Origin of the sequence: Rheinheimera pacifica, from assembly GCF_024809855.1 — a bacterium.
Taxonomy (GTDB): Bacteria; Pseudomonadota; Gammaproteobacteria; order Enterobacterales; family Alteromonadaceae; genus Alishewanella; species Alishewanella pacifica_A.
Genome location: NZ_JANUEM010000002.1, coordinates 352,003 through 375,683, shown reverse-complemented (window position 1 = coordinate 375,683; position 23,681 = coordinate 352,003). Strand labels below are relative to the sequence as shown.

21 protein-coding genes are annotated in these 23,681 nt (G+C 49.3%); 15 read left to right on the top strand and 6 right to left on the bottom strand.

The window, feature by feature from the left end:
- Positions 1-76 precede the first annotated feature (76 nt).
- Entirely contained in the window at positions 77-1,981 is a 1,905-nt protein-coding gene (locus M2404_RS04570) for an alpha-amylase family glycosyl hydrolase (RefSeq protein WP_259238547.1), read from the top strand.
- A 1-nt stretch (position 1,982) separates the two neighbouring features.
- A complete protein-coding gene (locus M2404_RS04565; RefSeq protein ID WP_259238546.1) occupies positions 1,983-4,406 on the top strand; it encodes a glycoside hydrolase family 31 protein in 2,424 nt (807 codons plus the stop codon).
- Between the two features lie 50 nt (positions 4,407-4,456).
- Here the strand turns inward: M2404_RS04565 and M2404_RS04560 are convergent, their stop codons facing one another.
- Positions 4,457-5,458: a virulence RhuM family protein gene (locus M2404_RS04560; RefSeq protein WP_259238545.1), complete on the bottom strand. Its 1,002-nt coding sequence runs from the start codon at positions 5,456-5,458 to the stop codon at positions 4,457-4,459.
- A gap of 213 nt (positions 5,459-5,671) precedes the next feature.
- On the opposite strand from M2404_RS04560, the gene M2404_RS04555 reads away from it, so the two are divergent.
- Positions 5,672-6,898: a threonine/serine exporter family protein gene (locus M2404_RS04555; protein ID WP_259238544.1), complete on the top strand. Its 1,227-nt coding sequence runs from the start codon at positions 5,672-5,674 to the stop codon at positions 6,896-6,898.
- Positions 6,899-6,924: 26 nt separating this feature from the next.
- On the opposite strand, the gene M2404_RS04550 is transcribed toward M2404_RS04555, so the two are convergent.
- Entirely contained in the window at positions 6,925-8,871 is a 1,947-nt protein-coding gene (locus M2404_RS04550; protein ID WP_259238543.1) for a tetratricopeptide repeat-containing diguanylate cyclase, read from the bottom strand.
- A gap of 231 nt (positions 8,872-9,102) precedes the next feature.
- Here M2404_RS04550 and M2404_RS04545 point away from each other — a divergent pair, with 231 nt between their 5' ends.
- From M2404_RS04545 to M2404_RS04525, 5 genes are all read left to right on the top strand, one after another.
- Positions 9,103-9,546: a YybH family protein gene (locus M2404_RS04545; protein WP_259238542.1), complete on the top strand. Its 444-nt coding sequence runs from the start codon at positions 9,103-9,105 to the stop codon at positions 9,544-9,546.
- A 2-nt stretch (positions 9,547-9,548) separates the two neighbouring features.
- Positions 9,549-9,893 carry a YciI family protein gene (locus M2404_RS04540; protein WP_259238541.1) on the top strand — a complete coding sequence of 115 codons (345 nt, stop codon included), beginning with the start codon at positions 9,549-9,551 and terminating at the stop codon, positions 9,891-9,893.
- Between the two features lie 5 nt (positions 9,894-9,898).
- The gene (locus tag M2404_RS04535) at positions 9,899-11,149 is read left to right on the top strand and encodes an RNA polymerase sigma factor (RefSeq protein WP_259238540.1); all 1,251 of its coding nucleotides are present in this window, start codon (positions 9,899-9,901) and stop codon (positions 11,147-11,149) included.
- Positions 11,150-11,269: 120 nt separating this feature from the next.
- Positions 11,270-13,135, top strand: coding sequence for a glycoside hydrolase family 13 protein (locus M2404_RS04530; protein ID WP_259238539.1), 1,866 nt, complete (start codon positions 11,270-11,272; stop codon positions 13,133-13,135).
- 146 nt (positions 13,136-13,281) lie between these two features.
- The gene (locus M2404_RS04525; protein WP_259238538.1) at positions 13,282-14,319 is read left to right on the top strand and encodes a fatty acid desaturase; all 1,038 of its coding nucleotides are present in this window, start codon (positions 13,282-13,284) and stop codon (positions 14,317-14,319) included.
- A gap of 27 nt (positions 14,320-14,346) precedes the next feature.
- Here the strand turns inward: M2404_RS04525 and M2404_RS04520 are convergent, their stop codons facing one another.
- A complete protein-coding gene (locus tag M2404_RS04520) occupies positions 14,347-14,484 on the bottom strand; it encodes a DUF3096 domain-containing protein (RefSeq protein ID WP_259238537.1) in 138 nt (45 codons plus the stop codon).
- 187 nt (positions 14,485-14,671) lie between these two features.
- Here M2404_RS04520 and M2404_RS04515 point away from each other — a divergent pair, with 187 nt between their 5' ends.
- Together M2404_RS04515 and M2404_RS04510 are read left to right on the top strand one after the other, a co-directional pair.
- Positions 14,672-14,941, top strand: a complete 270-nt coding sequence (locus M2404_RS04515; RefSeq protein WP_259238682.1) for a type II toxin-antitoxin system Phd/YefM family antitoxin — start codon at positions 14,672-14,674, stop codon at positions 14,939-14,941.
- Complete coding sequence (locus M2404_RS04510; RefSeq protein ID WP_259238536.1) at positions 14,942-15,229, top strand: type II toxin-antitoxin system RelE/ParE family toxin; 288 nt, start codon at positions 14,942-14,944, stop codon at positions 15,227-15,229.
- A 19-nt stretch (positions 15,230-15,248) separates the two neighbouring features.
- On the opposite strand, the gene M2404_RS04505 is transcribed toward M2404_RS04510, so the two are convergent.
- Together M2404_RS04505 and M2404_RS04500 are read right to left on the bottom strand one after the other, a co-directional pair.
- On the bottom strand, positions 15,249-15,566 hold the full coding sequence (locus M2404_RS04505) for an ArsR/SmtB family transcription factor (protein WP_259238535.1): 318 nt from the start codon (positions 15,564-15,566) through the stop codon (positions 15,249-15,251).
- A complete protein-coding gene (locus M2404_RS04500; RefSeq protein WP_259238534.1) occupies positions 15,563-16,009 on the bottom strand; it encodes an SRPBCC domain-containing protein in 447 nt (148 codons plus the stop codon). The genes M2404_RS04505 and M2404_RS04500 overlap by 4 nt, the downstream gene beginning before the upstream one ends.
- A 184-nt stretch (positions 16,010-16,193) precedes the next feature.
- Between M2404_RS04500 and M2404_RS04495 the strand changes: the two genes are divergently transcribed.
- The 3 genes from M2404_RS04495 (at position 16,194) to M2404_RS04485 (ending at position 19,094) form a co-directional block, all read left to right on the top strand.
- Positions 16,194-16,403 carry a DUF4287 domain-containing protein gene (locus tag M2404_RS04495; RefSeq protein WP_259238533.1) on the top strand — a complete coding sequence of 70 codons (210 nt, stop codon included), beginning with the start codon at positions 16,194-16,196 and terminating at the stop codon, positions 16,401-16,403.
- A gap of 134 nt (positions 16,404-16,537) precedes the next feature.
- Positions 16,538-17,806: an FAD-dependent oxidoreductase gene (locus M2404_RS04490; protein WP_259238532.1), complete on the top strand. Its 1,269-nt coding sequence runs from the start codon at positions 16,538-16,540 to the stop codon at positions 17,804-17,806.
- Positions 17,807-17,945: 139 nt separating this feature from the next.
- Positions 17,946-19,094, top strand: coding sequence for a GGDEF domain-containing protein (locus tag M2404_RS04485; protein WP_259238531.1), 1,149 nt, complete (start codon positions 17,946-17,948; stop codon positions 19,092-19,094).
- A 5-nt stretch (positions 19,095-19,099) separates the two neighbouring features.
- On the opposite strand, the gene M2404_RS04480 is transcribed toward M2404_RS04485, so the two are convergent.
- A complete protein-coding gene (locus M2404_RS04480) occupies positions 19,100-20,566 on the bottom strand; it encodes an MFS transporter (RefSeq protein ID WP_259238530.1) in 1,467 nt (488 codons plus the stop codon).
- A 236-nt stretch (positions 20,567-20,802) separates the two neighbouring features.
- On the opposite strand from M2404_RS04480, the gene M2404_RS04475 reads away from it, so the two are divergent.
- The gene (locus M2404_RS04475) at positions 20,803-22,533 is read left to right on the top strand and encodes an alpha-amylase family glycosyl hydrolase (RefSeq protein ID WP_259238529.1); all 1,731 of its coding nucleotides are present in this window, start codon (positions 20,803-20,805) and stop codon (positions 22,531-22,533) included.
- A 112-nt stretch (positions 22,534-22,645) separates the two neighbouring features.
- Entirely contained in the window at positions 22,646-23,680 is a 1,035-nt protein-coding gene (locus M2404_RS04470) for an alpha/beta hydrolase family protein (RefSeq protein WP_259238528.1), read from the top strand.
- The last annotated feature ends 1 nt before the right edge of the window (position 23,681 follow it).

Here is a 23,681-nt window from a genome sequence, read left to right as displayed (position 1 = left end):
GCACCATAAAAAGGCAAGCCAGCTGTAATACACTCGGTTACTTTACAGCACAAATAGAACAATACAGGGTAGACAGATGAACAAAACAGCCACTATTCTGCTGCTAAGCCTTGCTGGCAGCATGCTGCTGGCCTGCGGCGGCAAAACACAGGAACAAGCCACGCCTGTTAAGGCAGAACCCACAGAGCATAATGCCACTATGCTGAATACTGCTGAACATAAAGTGGTGGTGTATCAGGTATTCACCCGTTTATTTGGTAACCAGAACACCACTAATGCCCCCTGGGGTACGCTGGAGCAAAACGGTGTGGGCAAATTTGCCGACTTTACGCCAGAAGCCCTCAGCGCCATTAAAGCTATGGGTACCAGCCATATCTGGTATACCGGTGTACCACACCATGCTTTGGTGCGTGACTACAGCGCTTATGGCATTAGCCATGACGACCCTGACGTAATTAAAGGCCGCGCCGGTTCACCCTACGCAGTAAAAGACTACTACAACGTTAACCCCGATTTAGCCACCGATCCGGCTAACCGTTTAGCCGAGTTTGAAGCCTTAATTAAACGCACACACCAGCATGATATGAAAGTGCTGATTGATATCGTACCTAACCATGTGGCACGCGCTTACCAGTCATTATCAAACCCGGCAGGTGTTACTGATTTTGGTGCCAATGATGACACCAGCGTGGAATATGCCCGCGACAATAACTTTTACTATGTACCGGGCCAGCCTTTTAGTGTACCGGCCTTTCCTGCCAGTTATAAAGTACTGGGCGGCGAAGCCCACCCTGCAGCCGATGGCAGGTTTAATGAAACACCGGCTAAGTGGACCGGCAATGGCTCGCGTGCAGCGCAGCCAGATTTTGATGACTGGTACGAAACAGTAAAAATTAACTATGGCGTACGCCCGGACGGCAGCTACGACTTTGATAAACTACCGGCCGATTACGCTGACAAAGATTGGCAGGCACATTACACCTTTTGGCAGGGTAAAGACGTACCCGACTCCTGGCATAAATTTCGTGATATTACGCAGTACTGGCTGGATAAAGGCGTAGATGGTTTTCGCTATGATATGGCTGAAATGGTACCGGTAGAATTCTGGAGTTATTTAAACTCGCATATAAAACACAAAAACCCCGAAGCCTTTTTGCTGGCCGAGGTGTACCAGCCACATTTATACCGCGACTATATCCGCTTAGGTAAAATGGATTACCTGTACGACAAAGTAGAGTTTTACGATAGCTTAAAACTGGTGATGCAGGGTAAAGGCCCTACTTCTGCCCTGATAGAAACCCAGCAGCGCATGGCCGATATTGAACACCATATGCTGCACTTTTTAGAAAACCACGACGAGCAGCGTATTGCCAGCCCGGAGTTTGCCGGTGATGCCCGCAAAGGCATGCCTGCTATGGTAGTCTCCGCAACGATCAGTACATCGCCCACCATGCTGTACTTTGGTCAGGACGTTGGCGAGCCGGGTGCTGCAGATGCCGGTTTTGGTAAAGCCAGCCGCACTACCATTTTTGATTACTGGGGCGTACCGCACCACCAGCGCTGGATGAACGGCGGCAAGTTTGATGGCGCAGGCTTAAGTGCCAACGAGCTGGCGCTGCATAATTTTTATAAAACCCTGCTTAGTTTTACCGCCAACGCACCGGCGCTAATGGGTGATTACACCGAGCTGCATAGTGCCAACCTGGCAGCAGGCACAGCCTACAGCGAACAACAACTGGCGTTTGTCCGCTATAACGATAAGCAAAAACTGCTGATTGTCAGCCACTTTAACAGCGATAATGACGTAAGTTTTGGCTTAACCGTACCCACAGAACTAATTGCAAAATGGCAGCTAACCGATGGCCAATACCCGTTAACCGACAAGTTAACCAATACACAATACAGCCTGCAGGTAGCAAACGGCACGGGAACAGTGGCGTTGCAACTGGCTCCGCTGGCATCGGTTATTCTGGAGCTTTAATATGAAGCGGTTATTCTTTGTTTTATTCACACTGTGCTGCACTGTTGCAGCACAGGCAGCGCAGTACCAGCAACATAGCCTTACGGGTAATACACTAACTATTCAAACCGATAGCGGCCAGCTTAGCCTGACATTTTACCAAAACGATGTGGTAGAAGCGTTTTATCAGGGCGAAGGCGTAAAGCAATTACCGTCGTTTTCAATTAGCCAGCACAGCGAACCGCAGCAACTGCGCCTGACAGAAAGCGCTGCCGCTTTAACGCTGGGCTCGGCCAGTTTAACAGTAAAAATTAATAAAGCGCCGTTACAGCTTAGTTATTACTACCAGGGCAAATTACTGCTGGCAGAAGAGCAAGGTTATTTTCAACAGCAGCAGCGTCAACAACAGCCGCAACAGCATGGCTTTCGTTTTGCGCTAAGCGATAGCGAAAAACTGCTGGGCGGCGGCCAGCGCGTGTTAGGTATGGATCGGCGCGGGCAAAAATTCCCGCTGTATAACAAAGCCCATTATGGCTACAGCACAGAGTCCAGCCAGATGTACTTTAGCCTGCCAGCCGTTATGTCGAGCAATAAGTATTTGTTATTGTTTGATAACTCAGCCAAAGGCGAAGCTGATTTAGGCCACACTGAGCCTGACATTATGCAGTTTAGCGCTGAAGGCGGCCGCAGCAGCTATGTGGTTGTTGCTGGCGATTCTTATCCGCAAATAGTCAACAACTACACCGCCTTAACCGGCCGCCAGCCGCTACCTGCACGCTGGACCTTAGGTAATTATGCTTCACGCTTTGGTTACCGCAATGAGGCAGAAACCCGCTCTGTGGTGCAAAAATTCCGTGAGTTAAAGCTGCCGCTTGATGCCTTAGTGCTAGATTTATACTGGTTTGGCCCGGATATTCAGGGCCATATGGGTAACCTGGATTGGGATAAAAACGCCTTTCCACAACCGGAAAAAATGCTGGCTGATCTCAAGGCCGACGGCGTTAACACCATTTTAGTTACCGAGCCCTTTGTGCTTACCAGCTCAAAACGCTGGCAGGAAGCGGTAGCGGCCGGTGCTATAGCGCCGGGTTTAGATGGCAAGCCAAAAACCTTTGATTTTTACTTTGGTAATACCGGCTTAATTGATGTGTTTAGCGCGCAAGGCCAAAGCTGGTTCTGGCAAATTTATAAAGGCTTGGCTGAGCAAGGCGTGGCTGGTGTTTGGGGCGATTTAGGCGAACCAGAAGTACACCCGGACGATACAGTGCATGCCGTTGGCATGGCCAACGAAATACATAATGCCTACGGCCACCAGTGGGCCGATATGGTGTACAACGGCATGCGGCGTGATTTCCCCTCGCAGCGGCCTTTTATTATGATGCGGGCAGGCGCACCAGGCAGCCAGCGCTTTGGTATGGTGCCCTGGACCGGAGATGTTGATCGCAGCTGGGGCGGTTTAAAGCCACAGGTAGAACTGGCGCTTAGCATGGGCTTGTTTGGCTTTGGCTATATCCACTCTGATTTAGGCGGCTTTGCCGGTGGCGAACAATTCGATAAAGAGCTGTATATCCGCTGGCTGCAGTACGGCGTGTTCCAGCCGGTATACCGGCCACATGCGCAGGAACATATCGCACCAGAAATGGTATTTCACGATACCGACACCATCGAAACCCTGCGGCCCTGGCTGAATTTGCGTTATCAGTTGCTGCCGTATAACTATACGCTGGCGTATCAAAACAGCCTGACCGGCATGCCATTAATGCGGCCGCTGTTCTTTACGGATGAGCAAAACCTGGCACTAATAGACGAGAAGAACAGTTATTTTTGGGGTGACGCCTTTTTAGTCGCGCCGGTAACAGAGCTCGGCGTAACAAGCTGGCCGGTGCAATTGCCCGGCGGTGTCTGGTTTGATTATTTCAGCGGCAAACGTTTTCAAGGGGTCAGAGTCGTTGAAATTCCGGTAACGCTGGATACCATACCGGTGCTGGTAAAAGCCGGCAGCTTTGTACCGATGACTGAACTGGTGCAAAGCACACGGGATTACTCCAGTAACAAGCTGACACTGCATTATTATGCCGACCCAAGTGTAGAGTGCGCCAAAGGTGAAATGTATGAAGACGATGGCAAAACGCCGGATGCTATTGCCAATGGCCAGTTTGAGTTGCTGAACTTTTACTACCTTAAGCAGGATGGCGAACAGAAATTTGAATTGCGTCGCAGCGGCGATTATACCGGCAAGCCGGATAGCCGTGAGCTTACACTGGTAGTGCATAACCAAACAGCCACGCCTAAGCACATCAGCGTAGATGGCCGCTATATTCAATTGGTACCACAGCAAAGTCGCTTTAACCGTATGCAAAATGTGGCCTGGTACGATAAAGCCAGTAAGCAGTTAAAAATAAAAATTACCTGGCAGGCGGATAAAACGCAGCTGACTATCAGGTAGGTAACACTTAAACCTTGCTGCCACCGGTTTACACCGGTGGTAATTTAAACTTATCGTGTTGGTCGGTGTTTAAGTTTACTTTCCAGCGCTTTTAGCTCGGTTTCGTCGGTAAGGTCGGCCACTATTGCTTCCTGCGTTTTACGGCGCTGGTCAAAATCGGCATAACGCTGCTGAGTTAGCTGCTCCATTTTGGCATGGCTGATAGCAGCGACGTCTGTGAGCAGCGGAAAACCATTGCTGCTAATAATTTCACCAACACGTTGCTGCCAGAATGCCATACGGGTTTCAATGCGGCTTTTCGCCCTAAGCTCGGCGGTTTCGAGGAAAATAACCACCAGCCGGTTCAGCGTATCTATTTCATCTTCGCTCAGGTAATTTTTGGCGATCAAAATATCCTGCTTACGCACTTTATCGCCTTTCCAGCTGAGTAAACCAAAGTGGTTGTCATTCGGGTTAGCACGGGCGCAAATCAGTTCAGCGGCAGTTTGCTGTGTTACAGCGTACAGCAGCAGATTTTGTACTGCAGCAAAAAATTGCTGGGTACTTTTATCGGTTTTATCGTAATCGCTGCTAAGGGCAAACAGCTCGCGCACTTTTTGATAGAAACGCTTTTCCGAGGCGCGAATATCGCGGATGCGGCCGAGCATCTCATCGAAATAATCCGGGCGGCCATCCGGGTTTTTCAGCCGCTCGTCATCCATCACAAAGCCTTTGTGCAGGTATTCACTCAATACCGTGCTGGCCCAGCGGCGAAACTGCACACCACGCAGGGAACGTACCCGGTAGCCCACCGCCAGAATAGCATCGAGGTTATACAGCTTAGTGCGATAACTCTTGCCGTCCAGAGCAGTTGTCAAGGATTCCTTGACAACTGAATGCTCACTCAATTCACCATCAGCAAACAGGTTTTTTAAATGCAGCGAGATATTTTGTTTAGTGGCATTAAATAATTCCGCCATTTCCAACTGGGTTAACCATACCGTGCCATTATCAGCCCGTAGCTGGATCTTACTCTGGCCGTCTTCAGTGGTGTAAAGAATTAGCTCACTCATGCAATCTCCATATCAAGGTGCAACAAACCAGTACTGGGTATCTGGCATTCTATTGACCGAAGCAATTATTGGAAACTGTTTATTATCTGATTGCTTTATGAATGCCGCCAAAATTTCTAATAAGCCACTACCGGAAATAACTACCAACCAGAGGTGGTAACAGCGCGCTTTTGCATTACAATGAACAAGTTACCAACCTGACGGATGCCGCTTGTGTACACTGCTGATTTTAATAATAAACGCAAATTTGTCGTTAAACTGGGCAAGATGCTGCACAAGTACGGCACTCCGGCCTATCGGCTGGAAGCTCATTTAACCGAGCTGACAAGCCATTTGAATTTAAAAGGCTCGTTTATTATCTCCCCAACCTCGATGACGTTTGTACTGTGGACCGACGGCCACGAGCAGGAGTACACCCATGCCTCACGGGTTAACCCCGGCGATCTGGATTTAGGTGCACTGTCGCGTACCGACGAACTGGTAGATCAGGTGTTGCAGGGTAAAGTCAGTATTAATGAAGCCGATGCGCTGCTGGATGCTATTGATACCCGCCCCAGCTCTTACGGTAAGCTGGCCACCGCAGTGGCGATGATGGCATCTGGCGGGGCTTTTGCCATGCTCATGGCCACCAGTTGGAATGATGTATTGTGGTCATCGTTATTATCGCTATTGGTTTATCTGTTTATGCTGTGGGCCGCGCGCTCGCCGCGCATTGCCAATATGCTGGAGCCATTAGTGGCACTGGCCGCCGGTATTGCTGCCTGCGCCATTAGCAGTTATATAGACCCCGGCATTAATATTCGTTTGGCAGTGTTATCAGCCATTATTTCGTTTATTCCGGGCCTGGCGCTAACCATCGGCTTTGCTGAACTGGCAGCACGGCATCTGGTATCGGGCAATGCCCGCATTATGGATGCGCTGATGCTGCTGTTTAAGCTGTATTTTGGCGCCTTGCTGGGTATCGCTATTGGTTTTGCCCTGTTTGGTGTGGTCGATTTTGTTAAGCCGCCGCCAATTTCACGCCATTTTGCCTGGCTGGCGGTAGGTATTCTGGTCAGCTCGCTGATTGTGCTGTTTAAAAGCCGCGGCAAATATACATTGTGGTCGCTGGCTGCTGGCTTTGTCGCTTATGGTGTCAGTATTACCGGCGCGACATTATTTGACTATACGATGGGCGCCTTTCTCGGTGCCTTTGCCGTTGGCCTATACAGCAACCTGTTTACCCGGCTGGCCAATGCACCAGCCGTTATTGTTGCCATGCACGGCTTAATCGTACTGGTGCCGGGCAGTAAAACCTATATTGGTTTAAACTCACTGATTTCCGGCCAGGATTTTGTTGTATCTGACCGCGTAGGCCAACAAACCTTTTTAATTTTAATGGCACTGGTAGCCGGGCTGATTTTTGCCAACGTAGCACTGCCGCCGAAAAAGAGCCTATAGCTTAGTTATTACCAACATGACCAGAATTAAGCCGGTGCTGGCGAAGATGTAATCACCGTCGGCAATTGCGCTTTTGTATCGCCGGAAAATAAACCAACCGCACGGTTTCGGCCCTGTTGTTTTGCCTGATACAGAAAACTATCTATTTGCATAAGTTGCTGTTCCAGCTCTGCTTGTGTGGTTAACTGTACATAGGCGAAACCGATTGAGACGGTCACTTTAAGTTCAGCATCATCCAGCTTAATAGGTGAGCCTTCTACCTCAGCCAACAGCCGTTGTATCAGTATCTGGCAATTATTAATATCTGCCGGCCTGTCTATATACAGCAAAAACTCTTCACCACCCCAGCGCACAATACAATCACCGTTCCGCAGCCGGCTGGCCAGCCGTTTGCTAACAATCTGTAGCACCTGATCACCGGCATGATGGCCATAGGTATCATTTACTTTCTTAAAAAAATCAATATCCATCAGCAGCAATAAGGCATCGTTGCTGGCGACAAGCTTAGAGCGCATAAACTGGTTAAAATAACGCCGGTTAAATACTTTAGTCAGCGGATCATGATTGCTCTCATAATCCAGTTGCTGGTTTTTCTCTTCCAGTAAGCTGTGTGCATGGCGCAGCCGGTAATAGGCGTAAAATATTGCCGCACTTAGCATTATTGTTGCAATGATAACAATCAGCCAAAGACGCTGCTCCAGCTGTTTCTGTGTTAACAATGCCCGGTCACGCTCATGTGCCTGCTGCACTAACAGCAAGGTCCGCCGTTGTTGCTCGGTTGCCAGCACAGCGTTACTTAGCAAAGCATCCTGTGTACGTCTGGCTTCATCAGTTTGTGTCTTAAGTAGCTTACTTTCCAATAACGCGTCATAAGCGTCCTGATACAAACCTTTGCGGTAAAGCAGGTGTGCCCAATTCACCAGGCTTTCACTTAACGGCATGAGTACATCGTTGTTTTCAAACCATACCTTGCTGCGGGAGAATAATGATCGTGCGGCATCTTTGTCGCCCGCCTCAAGCAGAGCATAAGCTCTGGCCATTGCGGCATGTGACCAGAGGTAATCGTCGCCTTCCAGTTCAGCTTCTGCTACCAGCTTTTCTGTCAATGCCAGATTTTCATCCAGCTTATTCTGCTCGTTATAAATGCCGGACATATTTGCCCCTGCCATTAAAAATAACCGCCGGTCCTGCCCTTCAGTGCTTTGCAACAATGTCTGATACAAGGCTATAGCATCATCAAACTTTTTGGCTTGGGTTAAAATGTAGCCACGGTTTAATAACAAATTACGTTCGATAAGTGGCGATGTAATGATAGCCAGCGCCTGACTACTGGTTTCAAGTGCCTCATCATAAAGCTTTAATACACTTTGCAGCACAGCCAATACTCCCAGGCTCTCTCCCTCCCATTCTGGCAACTGATTATATTGCGCAATATTCAGTGATCGATTGATGGCTTCAATACCTTCATCTGTATACCCTGCTTCCAGCGCTTCATTGGCGTAATCATAGGCCAGCCACATATGCATTAAGGTTACATCGGTATTGTTCAGTGCGTGATATGCCTGGTAGCCTCTTTCAAATATGCGCTCAGTATGATCCAGCGCTGTCGCCTCGTATTGCTGACATTTAACGTATGCTGCTGCGCCTTGCTGATACCCAGCTAACTGCTGCAATGCGGCAGATTGCTGAAGAATGCCGGCTTGATCGCCGAAGTTATGCCTGTAGGCCAGACGACATTGCTGCATTAACAGCAATGCTTTATTGCCAGGCAACTCACTTTCTGGCTCGTTTTTCAACTGCACCAGCTCCTGCCAGCGCTCTTCTGCTGATAACTGAGGCGCCATCACCACATTAAATACCCGTTGTTCAAACTCAGAAAAACGCTGCTCTGTTGCCAATACGGTAAAAATCATCAGTGCCAGAATCCAACTTATTAACTGGTAAAACTGCTTGCAACTAACCTTCGTTTTCATCCGGCTTGCCCTTCTATTACCACTCCATTGTTTCCAGCATAGGACAAAATAAAAGAAACGGTGTGGTGTCAGCCGTGTTATGCCGCATTTACCGATTAATTGCTGACACTTTGCGCAGTAAAAACCCGACCCGATATAAAGAAGTTGCTAAAAATAATGCCAGCTTTGTCGAATTAGCCACCGCTGTTGCGACCAGTTATACCAATCAATGTGAACAACAGGAACTACAGTATGAACAACAACCAAAGTGCGCAACAAATCAGCGATCTTCTGGCTAACTGGACCCTCGCCGTACGGGCAAAAGATGTTGCCGCTATTACCCGCCTTTATCATGCTGATGTTGTCGCCTTTGACGCTATAGCACAGCTACAGTTTAAAGGCATAGATGCGTACCGCGCCCACTGGCAGCGCTGTATGGAGTTTTGCAGCGGCGAATCCTTGTTTGAGCTGCATCAGTTAAAAGTGCAGGCTAATGGCCAACTGGCTTTCAGCCACAGCCTTAACCACTGCGGCGGCGCCAATGAAAAAGGTGAAATGCAACGCTGCTGGATGCGCGCCACCCAATGCTGGCAGCATGGCAGCAACGGCTGGAAAATTGTGCACGAACATTACTCAATGCCATTCGATATGGAAAGCGGTACTATTTTGTCAGATTTGGCACCGGAAGGAGTTTAACCATGAAATATCTGTGTCTGGTATACAGCGACGAAAACACCCTGCATAGCCTGCCCGACAGCCCGCATGACAGTGAGTGCAATGCCTACGCTGAAAAAATACACGGCAGCGGCCGTATGCTGGCCGCCGAAGCCCTGCAACCGGTAAGCACAGCCACAACCATCCGGGTGCGCAGCGGTAAAGTCAGTATTACCGACGGCCCTTTTGCAGAAACTAAAGAGCAACTGGCCGGTTTTTATCTGGTAGAGGCGCACGATTTAAACGAAGCAATCCAAATCGCCAGCGGCATACCGGCAGCACGGGTAGGCTCGGTAGAAGTACGGCCCGTGCGCCAGCTTGAGCTATAAAAACCGTGCAGCAGAAGCAAGAGGCTGAAGCAATAAGCATACAACAGCGGATAAGCGCACTATACAGGCATGAGTCACGTAAAGTGCTGGCTACGCTGATCCGCCTGCTGGGCGATTTTGACTTAGCCGAAGAAGCACTGCACGAAGCCTTTCATGCTGCACTTAAGCAATGGCCAACAGATGGCATACCAGCTAACCCAGCCGCCTGGCTGGTATCGGCCGGGCGTTTTAAAGCTATTGATCAACTGCGTAAAACGGCCCGCTTGACCCAACTGCCGGATGAAATACTGCAACAACTGGCAGCCGAAGATACGCCGGATCAACAACCGATAGCCGACGACCAGCTGCGGCTGATCTTTACCTGTTGCCACCCCAGTTTAGCTGCCGATGCACAGCTGGCGCTGACGCTGCGTGAAGTATGCGGCTTAACCACCGAGCAAATAGCCAGCGCCTTTTTAACCAGCCCCACCACAGTGGCGCAGCGCATAGTACGCGCCAAAGGCAAAATACGTGATGCGCGTATCCCTTACGAAGTACCGCCACCGGCAGCATTGCCACAACGGCTTGATGCCGTACTGCAGGTTATTTATCTGCTGTTTAACGAAGGCTATTCTGCCTCCGCGGGTGCGCAGTTACTGGATGTCAGCTTAAGTGATGAAGCCATCCGCTTGGGCCGCTTAATGCTGCAGCTACTGCCCAATGCCGAAACCGCAGGTTTGCTGGCACTAATGCTGCTGCAACATGCAAGGCGCAACGCCCGCATCAGTACCAACGGCGAGCTGGTATTGCTGCCACAGCAAAACCGTAGTTTATGGCAACAAAACGAAATACAGGAAGGCAGTGAGCTAGTGCAATGGTCATTGCGCACCCGCCGTATTGGCCCTTATACGCTGCAGGCCGCTATTGCTGCTATTCACAGCGAGGCCCCAAGTGCAGAACACACCGACTGGCAGGAAATTTGCGGCTTATACAATTTACTACTACAGGCCGATCCGTCGCCGGTTATTGCGCTTAACCGGGCCGTTGCTATTGCCATGCGCGACGGCCCTGCAGCCGGGCTGGCACTGATAAGCGAGTTGGAGTTACAAGGTGAACTAAGCCGGTATCACCTGCTGTACGCCGCCAAGGCGGATTTGCTGCGCCAGCTTGGCCTTAAAGCCGAAGCACTTCAGGCTTACCAACAGGCATTAAGTTATTGCAAACAGGCCCCCGAACAACGCTTTTTGCAGCAGCAAATAGCAGCATTACACCGCTGACAGCTACCGGCACTGGTCCGGGTTGTAGCTGAATACGTATGCAAAAACCGCTGCTAACCTTGCGTCATAATGGTGCACTGCTTCACGATAGGCTACCCAAGTGTCAGCGGACTTTTTGCTATGTACCACAAAACCCTTATTGCCCTAACCACCCTGGTGAGTAGCCATGTAATGGCGGATAACTTTGTTATTGAACGGCTGGAGCCAGCCAACTGGTGGGCAGGTATGCAGCACCCCGAACTGCAGTTAATGTTATATGGTAAAGATATCGCCCAACTGCAACCACAGGTAAAGTACGACGGCGTAACACTTAGCGGCGTAACCCGCACCAACAACCCTAACTACCTGTTTGTTAACCTGACACTGGCCGGCAATGTAAAACCCGGCGATATTGCCCTGCATTTTAGCCACAACGGCGAAACGGTGCTAAGCCATAGCTATCCGCTATTACAGCGCAGCGCCAACTCGGCCAAACGCCAGGGCTTTAACCCGGCCGATGTTATTTACCTGCTGTCCCCAGACCGTTTTGCCAACGGTAATCCGGGCAACGACAACATGCCCGGCATGCTGGAACAGGCAAACCGCCAGGATGACAGCGGCCGCCACGGCGGCGATATTGCCGGTATGCAAAATGCTCTGCCCTATATTGCCAACATGGGCTACACCGCCATCTGGCCTATGCCACTGACAGAAAACAACCAAAGCGCTTATTCTTACCACGGCTATGCCGCCACCGATTTATACAATATTGATGCGCGCTACGGTACTAACCAGCAATACCGCGATTTTGTTGTGGCAGCCAATGCCAAAGGCATTAAGGTTATTCAGGATATTATTCTGAACCATATTGGCCATCAGCACTGGTGGCTAGCCGACTTACCCGATGACAACTGGCTAAACAAGCAAGACACTCTGCAACAAGGCGTGCCCTTTATTGGCACCAACCACAGCCGCAGTACCATACAAGATCCTTACGCCAGCAAAGCCGACACCGAACTGTTTACCGACGGCTGGTTTGTCGACACCATGCCCGACCTTAACCAGCGCCACCCGCTACTGGCCACTTACCTGATTCAAAACAGTATCTGGTGGGTGGAATACGCTAATTTGGCCGGTATCCGCGAAGACACCTACAGCTATGCCGACAAACAGTTTTTAAGCGAATGGGGCCGTCGTATTATGCAGGAGTACCCCGATTTTAATATCGTTGGTGAAGAATGGAGCCCCAACCCGCTAATCGTATCGTACTGGCAGCGCGGTAAACAAAATAAAGATGGTTATGTGTCACACACCCCCGCAATGCTGGATTTTCCGCTGTATGAGGCGCTGTTAAAAGCACTCACCACCGCTGAAGACTGGAACAGCGGCTGGATTGGCCTGTATGAAATGCTCAGCAACGACCATGTATACGCCGACCCGTTTAATCTGGTTACCTTTGAAGGCAACCACGACACAGCCCGGCTGTTTTCTGTGCTGGATGAAGATTTTAACTTGTACCGCATGGCCGTTAGCTACCTGCTTACCATGCGCGGTATACCACAAATGTTTTACGGCACCGAAATCGCGATGCAAAGCCCGAAACAGCGCGACGACGGCAAAGTACGCGCCGACTTCCCCGGCGGCTGGGCCGGCGACAAGGTTAATGCCTTTACCGGTAAAGGTTTAAACGCCACACAAAAAAGCGCCCAGCAGTTGGTAAAAACCCTGCTTAACTGGCGCAAAACCGCAACCACCATTCACAGCGGCAAGCTAATGCACTTTGCTCCCGATAATGGCACTTATACTTTTTTCCGCTACAACGAAACGCAAACGGTAATGGTGGTAATGAATAAACAAGCCAAAGCAGTAACGCTGGACTTAGCCCGTTTTAATGAAGTATTACCACAAGGCAAAACCGCAACAGAGGTAATCACCGGTAAAAGCATTAAGCTGGATAAACAACTTACCGTACCAGCCCGCGGCACGTTGGTGCTGGATATTCGTTAGTTTCAGCACAGTAGAAGCGGCTGAAACACGCTGTAAAGTGCAAGCCGCATTGCCATGCCAGACATAGCGAAAGGGTGCTTAGTGCATTAATTTCAGCTGTCAGCTGAACTATCTGTTAGGCTGCTCTATTTGCAAAGGCTACGTAGATGTCAGTAAGCAACGCATCAGATGAGCTATCCGCACAGCAACGGGTCCGCTACATCATTCAGGCTATTCGGGCCGAAGAACATTATTGGCGCGAACGCTATGCCATCCTGCGCTACCAGGATTGGCTTGGTTTGGGTATCTTATTATTTGCCCTAACGGGGATGGTAACTGCCGCTGGTTTATATTACCTGCAGTTAATTCCGGCCTGGGTTTGTATAATCGTGGCCGCACTGTGTGCATCCGTGTCGCATGAAATTGAACATGATCTGATCCATCGTCAGTATTTTCGTAACACGCCAATTATCTACCACGGCATGATGCTGCTAACCTGGTTGATGCGCCCTAACACAGTTAGCCCCTGGTACAGGCGCGGTATGCACCTGTTACATCATAAAGTCTCCGGCAGCACCAACGATATAGAAGAACGCCTGGTAGGCAATGGCATCGCCTATGGCTTTAGCCGTTTTATCGTGATGTTTGATGGGTTATCGGGTCTGTTTATACGCCGCGCTATTTTGCGCCGGGAAGTCGATAACTTTTCCGTACAAAAGCTGCTGCAAGCGAGCTTTCCGCTGGCCAGCCTGTACTTTTTAACTTGGTATGTGTTTTTGTTATTCCACGCCTATGATGCGCTATTCGGCGGCATTAGCGCAGGTTCCTATCCAGAGAGCTTAGTATGGCTAATGCAAGGCATTGATTTCGCCGTAGTAGTGCTAATCGCCCCTAACGTTCTTCGCTCGTTCTGTTTAAATTTTATCACTTCTCATATGCATTATTATGGCAACGTACATAACGTGCTACAGCAAACTCAAATTCTGGATCGCTGGTATTTTATGCCGCTGCAGCTATTTTGTTTTAACTTTGGCAGCACCCATACTATCCATCATTTTGTGGTGCATCAGCCATTCTATTTACGCCAACTGGTGGCCACACAAGCCCTTAAGGTGATACGCGAACAAGGGGTTAGGTGTAATGATCTGTCCACTTTTGTTAGCGGCAATCGTTGGAATGAAGAGCAAACAGTCAGAACAAATTGATTGCTTATGTTTGCCCGTTAATCAACTTTACAAGCCAAAAATCTGGATTACACCGACGGCGATCAGATAAATAGCCACTACATAGTTTAGGATCCTGGGCCGGATCAGTATCAAAATGCCGGCAACGATGGAGAGCACTGGAATAAGGTCAATATGCAGAGTCATAGTCCTGTCCTTTAATGTTTGATTGTGGTGGGTTAACTAAAACATTGTGGTGCCTGGCAAGGAATATAGCAATTGATAAAAAGTGCCTATGAAAAGCCTGCCATTATTAAATCTCTGACACTAACACCACTTGACGGCACCTTTTAACAGGTGCTATTAATGACACTATTAATAGCAGGAGCTGATGATGCAAACCAAATTCTCTGAAGACGTGGTGCCGTTATCGGATTTAAAAATAAACCCCGGTAAAGTGGTAACGCAAACCAATAGCACCCACCGGCCAGTGCTGCTTACCAGCCGTGGCCGCGGCGTTGCCGTGGTGCAGGCGCTGGAGGATTACGAAAACACCGCTGAAGAATTGCGCTTTGTTAAAGCAATTGCCACCGGCCTGGCGGATATTCGTGATGGCAACACTATTACTGCAGAACAGGCTAAACAGCTGCTGGGGATCGGCTGAGTGCGGTTAGAGCTTGCTCAGTCGGCAATGTCTGACTTATTGGCGATAAAAGCCTGGTATCTGGAGCAAGGCGTGCCGCATATTGGCCAGCGGTTTATTACAGATATTTTGGCCGCAGCACAGCGCCTTACTGCTCAACCAGATTCCGGCAGGATAGTGCCCGAGTTTAATCAGGCCAATATCCGTGAAATTATCCTACCGCCGTTTCGTATGGTTTATCTGCGCGAGGCAGACTGCATTAGCCTGGCCCGCGTCTGGCGTAGCGAGCGCCTGCTGCAACTGCCTTAAATATCACACGCTCTGGCATTCACTGCTCGGTAAACTGCTTTAATGCCAGCAAGCGTTGATCCCACTGTGCTTCCAGCGCAGTGATAAAATCACGCCCTTGCTGTAGGGCAGCCGAGTCTAACTGCACTTTTACTTCGCGCCCGGCCGGGTGCAGCTGTACTACTTTTGCTGACACCAGCGCCTGAATTTGCTTACGCGCGCCCTGGCGGCTAATACCGAGATCTTTAGACAGTTCACCCATACAAAGTGCAGCGCCATTCGATAAGCGTTGCACTATCTGCAACCGCACCGGGTCGCCCAGTGCTTTAAATATTTGTGCTATAGCAGCCTGGCTCACTTGCCCTCCTTGCTAAAATATTGTTGTAGCCGTGTCAGCATAAAGTCCCAGCCATTGCTGTTTTGCGCCAGACTGCTGGCGGCAATATCTGCCGGTAAATCGGCAAAGCCGGTTTCAGTTAAGCTGATTTTACAGCGGCCCGGTTCCAGCTCTGTAATACGAAACTCAACCAGAGTATGCGGTACAGTAAGTACTTCACCAATAAAATTATTGCCGCCTGGCACCCAACGATAAGCAAAGTAGTTGTAAGGGTTGGCGGCTTCAATGTAAACACTGCTTCTGTGTTTTTCGCCAAAGCTGAATACCGCTTGTGCGCCCTGCCGGTATTCGCCTGTTAACGTATCGGGAAACCACTTTACCACCTGCTCTGGTGTGGCAATGGCGTTATATATGCGCTCTGCTGTGGCGTTAATAGTAAGGTCGCGCTGAATAATATTTTGCATAAGTTGCCTCGTATTTGAGTTTAGTTTTACTACGGCTTAACTAAAGCACAGCACAACCAAATATGCAACCTTATGGTTGCATATTTGGTTGAGAATACTTTTTGAATATTCTTTATTTGCCATGTCGAATTTTCCCGCTATGGTACGACTACACCTTAGTATCACTTAGCTAACAGGAACCCCAATGAGCAAAGAACAAGCTGTTAAAGGCCCGGCGTCTTATTTTCCGTCGATTGAAAAAAACTACGGCCAGAGCATACAACACTGGTTAACCTTGCTGGATAACGTTAAGGATCAACCGCATATGGCGCAGGTAGCGTTTTTAAAAACGCAGCATGGCATTGGCCACGGCCACGCCAATGCGCTGGTTGCCTATTATCGCGCACAGAAATAGGCATACTTTAACCCTACCCAGCCCTACCATTTTTACCGTTTGGCGACACCCGGCGCCGAAATGTGTTTTACTGTGTCCTATTGTCTGAAAACAACATCGCCAGATGTTGCTAATGTAGAACCGGGAGGGCATTGATGGCTGAACGTAGGGCCAGATACTCTATTGCTGTAGTTGGCAGCGGTATGGCAGGGTTAGCGGCGGCCTACCGGGCGCGCAGTGCCGGCCATAATGTTACAGTATTTGAAGCTCATAACTGCCACGGTATGGATGCCCACCGCCTTAACGTAAATGGCGGCATGGTAGATGTACCTTTGCGCGTGATGAGCCCCGAAAGCTGGCCCAGCCTGCTTGCGCTGGCCAAAGAAGTTGGCATAGGCACCTTTAACGTGCGTACAAATACGTCCTGCAGCCGGACTAACCGGCATACCTGGTTTCGCAGTGGCGAAGTTCCACTGCTGGGCTGGCCCTTTATTGGCTCGTGGCGCTACCTGAACCGCAACGCCTTGCGCATGGGATTAGGTATCTGGCAACTACGGCGGCTAACCCGCCAGCTTGAGCACCACAGCAACGATGCCACTGTGAACAATGCCACGCTGGCTGACATTTTACAGCAGCACAACTTTGATCCCTTGTTCTGGCGCGGCCTGGTGCTACCCATTCTTACCACCATTTGCACCTGTGAGGAAAAACACCTGTTAAACTGGCCCGCAGCGCAGTTGCTGTTATTACTGAATGGTATTTTGCACAGCAGCCAGCTTTGTAGGCTGGAAGGCGGCACTTCAGCACTGGTGCAGGCGCTGGCTAAAGACCTGCCTTTGCATAGTGGCAGCCCTGTAGTGCAGGTTAAAACAGTCGGGCAAGGGGTGCAGGTTTATAATGAATGCGGTGATGGTGGCGTGTTCGACCGGGTAATTGTTGCCACCCAGGCTAACCAGCTAAGTTTTTTGGATGACGCACAGTTTGGTGCTGAGCGTGAAATACTGCAAGGTATTGGCTTTGACTCAGGCGAGCTTTGGGTGCATCAGGACAGCCGCTTTATGCCGCTAAAACAACAAGACTGGACAGCTTTGAATTTTCAGCTGGATAAAACACTAACAAAACCGATGTTTACTGTCTGGGTTAACAAGGTAGAACCTACGCTTACAGATAGCGTGCCGGTGTTTCAAACCTGGAACCCACTGTTTGAACCCAAACCGGATACCGTACTGGCACGGATACCGCTACAACGTGCTGTTGTTACTCCGGGCACTGCACAAGTGCATAAAGCCCTTAAGCAATGGCACAGCCAAAGCGGCCGCCAGGTGTTTTTTTGTGGCTCATGGGCATGGGAGGGCGTGCCGTTGCTGGAGTCGGCCGTGCAATCAGCCAATGCCGTGGTAGACATTATTAATCAACAGCACTAAATCTTTTTACCCGCTATTAAATGAAAATGCCCGCTGCCAGACCGTGTGCACACAACAGAAACACTGGCTAATTACCCTCTCTGCATTTACAATTTATTCGCCTTCTTATTAACAATACCTTTATATGCCAGTTCTGGACTTGCCCACCTTAATCTTTCTGACACTAACAGTTAATCTGTTGGTGGCCGGTTATATGGCGTTACTGGCAAAGTTGCATCCACAGCAAAGCGCATTTTGGCATTGGGCGTTATCCTGCCTGATTTTTGTTATCGCCAGCCTGCTTGCTGCCAGCCGATTGTATCAGGTGCCGCCTGTGCTCAGTGTGCTACTGGCGCATGCGTTGCTGGCACTGCCGCCTTTGCTGGTTGGTACCGGTTTAGTCCGCTTTATCCACGGCCCTTCAGCAGGCCTGCCATTCAGAATTATCAGCATGTGTGCTATAGCATATTTGTTACTACTAAGTACCAGCTACACGTTTTCACACAGTGCCGCAGTGCTTAATGCTATTGCTATTGCCGCAAGTTGTATCTGGTGTATAAGGTTGCTTCAGGCCTTAACAAAACCGCAGTTTGCCAGCAGATTGTTGCAATGCGCACTGGCACTGCATGCATTTGCCATGCTGGCAGAAACCTATTTGTATCTTAACCACTGGCACACAGCATTACCCCAGCACACAGTAGCCTTGTTACAACTGATTTTACTCAGCCATATGCTACTTACTACCGTAGCAGCGGCACTACTACCACTGTTGTTTTTTATCACCCGTGAACAGCTGCTGGTGCAACAAGCCAATTTAGACGAATTAACACTGCTACCAAACCGACGGCATTTTATGCGTGAGTCGTCAGCTTATCTAACCAAGGGTGGTGCCAATACGCAATTGGCGGTGATGATGCTGGATCTGGATCATTTTAAAAGCATCAATGACACCTTTGGCCATGCTGTGGGAGATGCAGCGTTAAAGCAGGTCGCACAAATTTTGACACAGGTGCTGCGTAAAACAGATTTAATCGGCCGTATGGGTGGAGAGGAATTTGCCATAGTAATGCCCAATACCTCAGAGGCTGACGCCCGCTGTATTGGCCAGCGCTTGCGCCAGCAAGTTGAGCAGCACGCAGGTACGGTTGAAGGTAAACCACTTAACCTGACTATCAGTATTGGTGCAACCTACGCTAAACAATTCAGTGGCCTGGATTTTCAAACCCTGCTAAAGCAGGCCGACGAAGCCTTGTATGAAGCCAAACGCAGCGGTCGCAATACCGTAACCTTTTATCGCGACCGCCAGTAAGCACACTATTTAGCCGCAGTATCGTCCTGCTCTTTAATCAACCAAACCGACAGTGCACCCAGCACCATGGCGGCACCGGCTAACATTACGATATATACAGCCTGGTTTTGAAATACCGAGCCTAAGATCCAACCAGCAATTAAGCCGGAGATAATCTGCGGTGCGGCAATGGTAAAGTTAAAAATTCCCATATACACGCCGGTTTTATTCGCCGGTAAGGCACCAGCCAGTATTGCGTATGGCATAGCCAGAATAGCCGCCCAGGCAATACCCACACCTAGCATTGGGATCATCAGGCCCAGTGCACCTTTAGGAATTTCTACCTGAGTAATTAACAGGTTTACATGTGTCATGGAGGGGTCGGTAAACAGCACAAAGCTTAAATAACCCAGGCCACCGGCTAACAGCGATATTGAATAAACAAACTTGCGGCCAAACAGGTTAGCCAGTTTGGCCATGACTAATGAAAAAAGCACAGCAAACAGCGAGTAACCGGCATATAAAATACCAACCCAGTCACCGGCTGCGCCTTTAGCGGCTGCAATATGCGCCGGAACACCACCCATTTGGGCAATATAGGCGCCGTTATACCACTCTACGCCAACACCCCAGGTGTTTTGCGCAATGGCCGCGGGAAAATAGGTCCACATAATAAACAACGCAAACCAGGAGAAAAACTGCACCAGCGCCAGTTGTTTCATAATACGCGGCATGCTTTTCATGGTTTGCCAGAAATCGGTTAACTTCTCACCCAGCGAGCGCGACTGGCGCACCTGTTCGGCCAAAGCCTGAGCTTCTGAATCCAGCCCTTTATAGGCGTAATATTGCTCAGGTGCGTATTCTTTGGTACGAAATACTGTCCACAGCACAGAACCCAACAGCACGGTGGCACCAATATAAAATGCCCAAATAACTGAAGGCGCTACTTCACCGGCTTTAGAGGCGTTTTCCAGCCCAACCACATTGGTTAAAACAAAAGGCAAAATAGAGCCAAATACCGCACCAATATTGATCAGCAAGGTTTGCACAGAGTAACCGATGTTACGCTGTTCCGGCGGCACCATATCAGATACCAGAGAACGAAACGGCTGAAAGGTCACATTAAAAGCAGCATCTTTAATAGCGAAGATAATCAGGCCGAACAACATTGGCGGAATAAAAGCCACCATCATTGACGAGTTAGGCAGCAATACCATAGCCGCCGCTGCAACTATGGCACCGCCTAGCATAAAGGGTAACCGGCGACCGAGTTTATTCCAGGTACGGTCCGACGCCGCACCGACAATAGGCTGCACCAGTAAGCCCATAATCGGGGCTGCCAGCCAGAATAACGACAATGATGATAAGTCGGCTCCCAGATCAGATAAGATCCGGCTGACGTTACCGTTTTGCAGCGCAAAACCAATTTGCACACCCAGAAAACCGAAACTGAGGTTCCAGATCTGCCAGAAAGAGAGCTTAGGTTGTTTCATTACAGGTCCCCGGATACTTTTATTCTATTATGATGCTTCTTATGTTGGCCTAAACTACACGATAGCAGCCATTTTGCGCAAAACTGTGCATACGTATTCATCTTGTTGTTGCACTGTTTTGGCGTTATTACCAACCATTAACCAGCAAAACTGCACCAAATTGCTGCATCTCGCTCAACACAACAGAGTGCGACATAAAATAATGGTGCCTGAAATAATACTTTTACGGGGACGCAATGAAAGCTTTTACCTTAAGCGCACTGGCGCTGTCTTTATTACTGGCCGGTTGTAAGCCGGCACCAACCAACAGCACTGAACCCAATACTACACAGGCAGCAACCGCCGTGCAGCAAAGCGCGGCAACTAAAGAAAGCGCAGCAGCCAAAGACTGGTGGCAAGATGCCGTGTTTTATCAAATCTGGCCGCGTAGCTTTTATGATACCAGTGGCGATGGCCACGGCGACTTTAACGGCATGACCGCCAAACTACCCTATTTACAGGAGCTGGGGGTAAATGCACTGTGGCTGACGCCAATGTTTGAAGCGCCCTCATACCACGGTTACGATTTTACCGAGTTTTACCAGGTAGAAAGTGATTACGGCACTATGGCCGAGTTTGAAGCTTTTATTCAGGCTGCTGATGCCAAAGGCATGAAGGTAATACTGGATTTAGTAATTAACCATATCTCCAGCGAGCATGACTGGTTTAAACGCTCGGCAGCCGGTGAAGTGCCATATAAAGATTACTTTGTCTGGCGTGACGATATGCCACCAGCAGGCAGTGGCTGGGGCCACGCCTGGAGCGACAATGATAAACCCGAAGCCGTATGGCACTATAACGACACGCGTAAGGCTTATTACTACGCCGCTTTTGGTGCCAGCCAGCCTGACTTAAACCTGCGCCACCCCGATGTCGTTGCCGAAATGGAAAAAATGGCTAAATTCTGGCTGGATAAAGGCGTGGCGGGCTTCCGTTTGGATGCCGTGCGTTTTGCGATGGAAGGCGGCCCCGATGCTCAGGCCGACACCGATGAAACTATTGCCTACTGGCAGGATTTTAACCAGTACGTAAAAAGCGTTAACCCCGAGGCTTACTTAGTCGGCGAAGCCTGGGTAGATATTCCGGTAGCGGCGCGCTACTACGGTGAAGGTAAAGGCCTGGATCAGGGCTTTGATTTTGAAGTCGGCTATAAAATTCTTGGCCTGCTGCAGCCCAACGCCGGGGGCGAAGCGCAGTTTGGCACTATGCACTCTGCACAGCAGCAGGTAGCAGATGCCTCGGTATTACAGCAGAATGTACAACAACGTGCAGAATCTGAGGCACCGCTGCACTTTTTTGCGCCGTTTTTAACCAACCACGATCAGGAACGCATCGCCTATCAACTTAAACAGCACGATGCCAAAGCCAAACTGGCAGCAGCCATGTTGTTTAGCTCGCCCGGTACGCCTTACATTTACTACGGTGAAGAAATTGGCCTAACTCAGGATCGCAGCGGCCACGACGTATTTAAACGCGCGCCCATGCTGTGGGACAACAGCAAACAGGCAGGCTTTACCCAAGCCGATAACAGTTGGGTAGAACAAATGCACCTGTTTGGTAAAGGCTTCCCTAACTGGTATCCGGATTTTCTCGCTAAGCAACTGCAGGCAGAAGATCGCAGCGTAGCAGCACAGCAGGCGCAGCCAGATTCCATCTGGTCACTTTATAAATTTTTAATAGCACAAAAAAAACAACGGCCAGAGCTCGGCACTGACGGTAGCTATGCTGTGACGCAATTCGCAAACGGTGTGGTGCAAATTAGCCGTGAGCTAAACGGCAGTAAGAGCCTGTTTATCTTAAACCTGAGTGACAGCGCGCAGGATATCAGCGCTATTAACCGTAAAGGTTTAAGCGCTGGCTGGGCGTTTGATCTGGATGGCAATACACTGGCACCATTTGGCCTGCTGCTATTGCAAAGTGCGAACTGAAGTTTACCGACTCTCCCTAAAACCGCTGGCTGGTTTAGCGGCGGTTTTTCTTTAAGCTTGCCAACTCCGTATTGTTAATTTACTGTACCTGGTAAATTAACAAGGAGTGTCTATGAAACCTTTTCTGATTTTACTCAGCAGCTTACTGCTGGCTACTGCCGTACAGGCTGAACAGACAAAACCAAAAACCGGGCCGGAACTATTACCGGCGTTTTCCACAGCCGCCTCGCTAAAAGAAAACTTCAGCTGCTATATAGGCCCCTTTGCCAGCTATGACAGTTGGTTGAGTTGGCTAAGTAAAAGGCCAAAATTTAATACCGAAGTATTTAGCAAACAGTTCCCCAGAATTGATATTGAAAAACGCCAGCAAACTATTGATTGCAGAATCTTTGTTTATGAATCGGATGGTATCTTGGTTGAAGGCGTCATGTTGCAACCAAAAGCTACACCAGAAAAACAGAAACTACCGATTATCATTTATAACCGTGGAGGCAACCCGCGCAACAGTACACTAAACTACGGTAGCATTCAGCAAAACCTGATGCACCTTGCCGAGCAAGGCTATATTGTCATTGCTAGCCAATATAGAGGTGCTGCCGGATGGGAGACATCAGCATCCCGCGACCTGATACTTGATGAATACGGCGGTGCTGACGTTAATGATGTTGTTAACCTGCTCCCTATCATTGAAGGCATGCCAGCATCAGACAGCAAACGCATAGCAATGATTGGAGTTAGCCGTGGCAGTATAATGAGCTATCAGGCTGCAGTCAGAATGCCACAGCTTAAAGCTTTAGTAATTTACTCAGGTTGGTCTGATCTTGAAATCGCATTGGAAACCAGGCCAGACATGCAGGTTTATGACAAGTTGATCCCCAATTACGCCAACAATAAAAGTGCTGAATTAGCAAAGCGCTCAGTTTTACGTTGGCTGGATAAACTGCCTCAGCAGTTACCTATTCTGCTGTTGCATGGCGACAAAGATGCCAGAATTGATGTATCTCAGGCCAGAAATATGGCCGCAGCGTTAAAACAGAAGAAACAACCGTATAACTATATTGAATACGCTGACGCAGACCATGATTTAAACCCCAACCATGCTGAAGCTAACGCAGAAACTGCCGCCTGGTTAAAACAATATCTGTAAG

What these genes read in the sequence shown, in the direction of transcription:
- M2404_RS04570 (WP_259238547.1), top strand. Translation starts at nt 77, where the DNA reads ATGAACAAAACAGCCACTATTCTGCTGCTAAGCCTTGCTGGCAGCATG.
- M2404_RS04565 (WP_259238546.1), top strand. Translation starts at nt 1,983, where the DNA reads ATGAAGCGGTTATTCTTTGTTTTATTCACACTGTGCTGCACTGTTGCA.
- M2404_RS04560 (WP_259238545.1), bottom strand. Translation starts at nt 5,458, where the DNA reads ATGAGTGAGCTAATTCTTTACACCACTGAAGACGGCCAGAGTAAGATC.
- M2404_RS04550 (WP_259238543.1), bottom strand. Translation starts at nt 8,871, where the DNA reads ATGAAAACGAAGGTTAGTTGCAAGCAGTTTTACCAGTTAATAAGTTGG.
- M2404_RS04545 (WP_259238542.1), top strand. Translation starts at nt 9,103, where the DNA reads ATGAACAACAACCAAAGTGCGCAACAAATCAGCGATCTTCTGGCTAAC.
- M2404_RS04540 (WP_259238541.1), top strand. Translation starts at nt 9,549, where the DNA reads ATGAAATATCTGTGTCTGGTATACAGCGACGAAAACACCCTGCATAGC.
- M2404_RS04530 (WP_259238539.1), top strand. Translation starts at nt 11,270, where the DNA reads ATGTACCACAAAACCCTTATTGCCCTAACCACCCTGGTGAGTAGCCAT.
- M2404_RS04525 (WP_259238538.1), top strand. Translation starts at nt 13,282, where the DNA reads ATGTCAGTAAGCAACGCATCAGATGAGCTATCCGCACAGCAACGGGTC.
- M2404_RS04520 (WP_259238537.1), bottom strand. Translation starts at nt 14,484, where the DNA reads ATGACTCTGCATATTGACCTTATTCCAGTGCTCTCCATCGTTGCCGGC.
- M2404_RS04515 (WP_259238682.1), top strand. Translation starts at nt 14,672, where the DNA reads ATGCAAACCAAATTCTCTGAAGACGTGGTGCCGTTATCGGATTTAAAA.
- M2404_RS04500 (WP_259238534.1), bottom strand. Translation starts at nt 16,009, where the DNA reads ATGCAAAATATTATTCAGCGCGACCTTACTATTAACGCCACAGCAGAG.
- M2404_RS04495 (WP_259238533.1), top strand. Translation starts at nt 16,194, where the DNA reads ATGAGCAAAGAACAAGCTGTTAAAGGCCCGGCGTCTTATTTTCCGTCG.
- M2404_RS04490 (WP_259238532.1), top strand. Translation starts at nt 16,538, where the DNA reads ATGGCTGAACGTAGGGCCAGATACTCTATTGCTGTAGTTGGCAGCGGT.
- M2404_RS04480 (WP_259238530.1), bottom strand. Translation starts at nt 20,566, where the DNA reads ATGAAACAACCTAAGCTCTCTTTCTGGCAGATCTGGAACCTCAGTTTC.
- M2404_RS04475 (WP_259238529.1), top strand. Translation starts at nt 20,803, where the DNA reads ATGAAAGCTTTTACCTTAAGCGCACTGGCGCTGTCTTTATTACTGGCC.
- M2404_RS04470 (WP_259238528.1), top strand. Translation starts at nt 22,646, where the DNA reads ATGAAACCTTTTCTGATTTTACTCAGCAGCTTACTGCTGGCTACTGCC.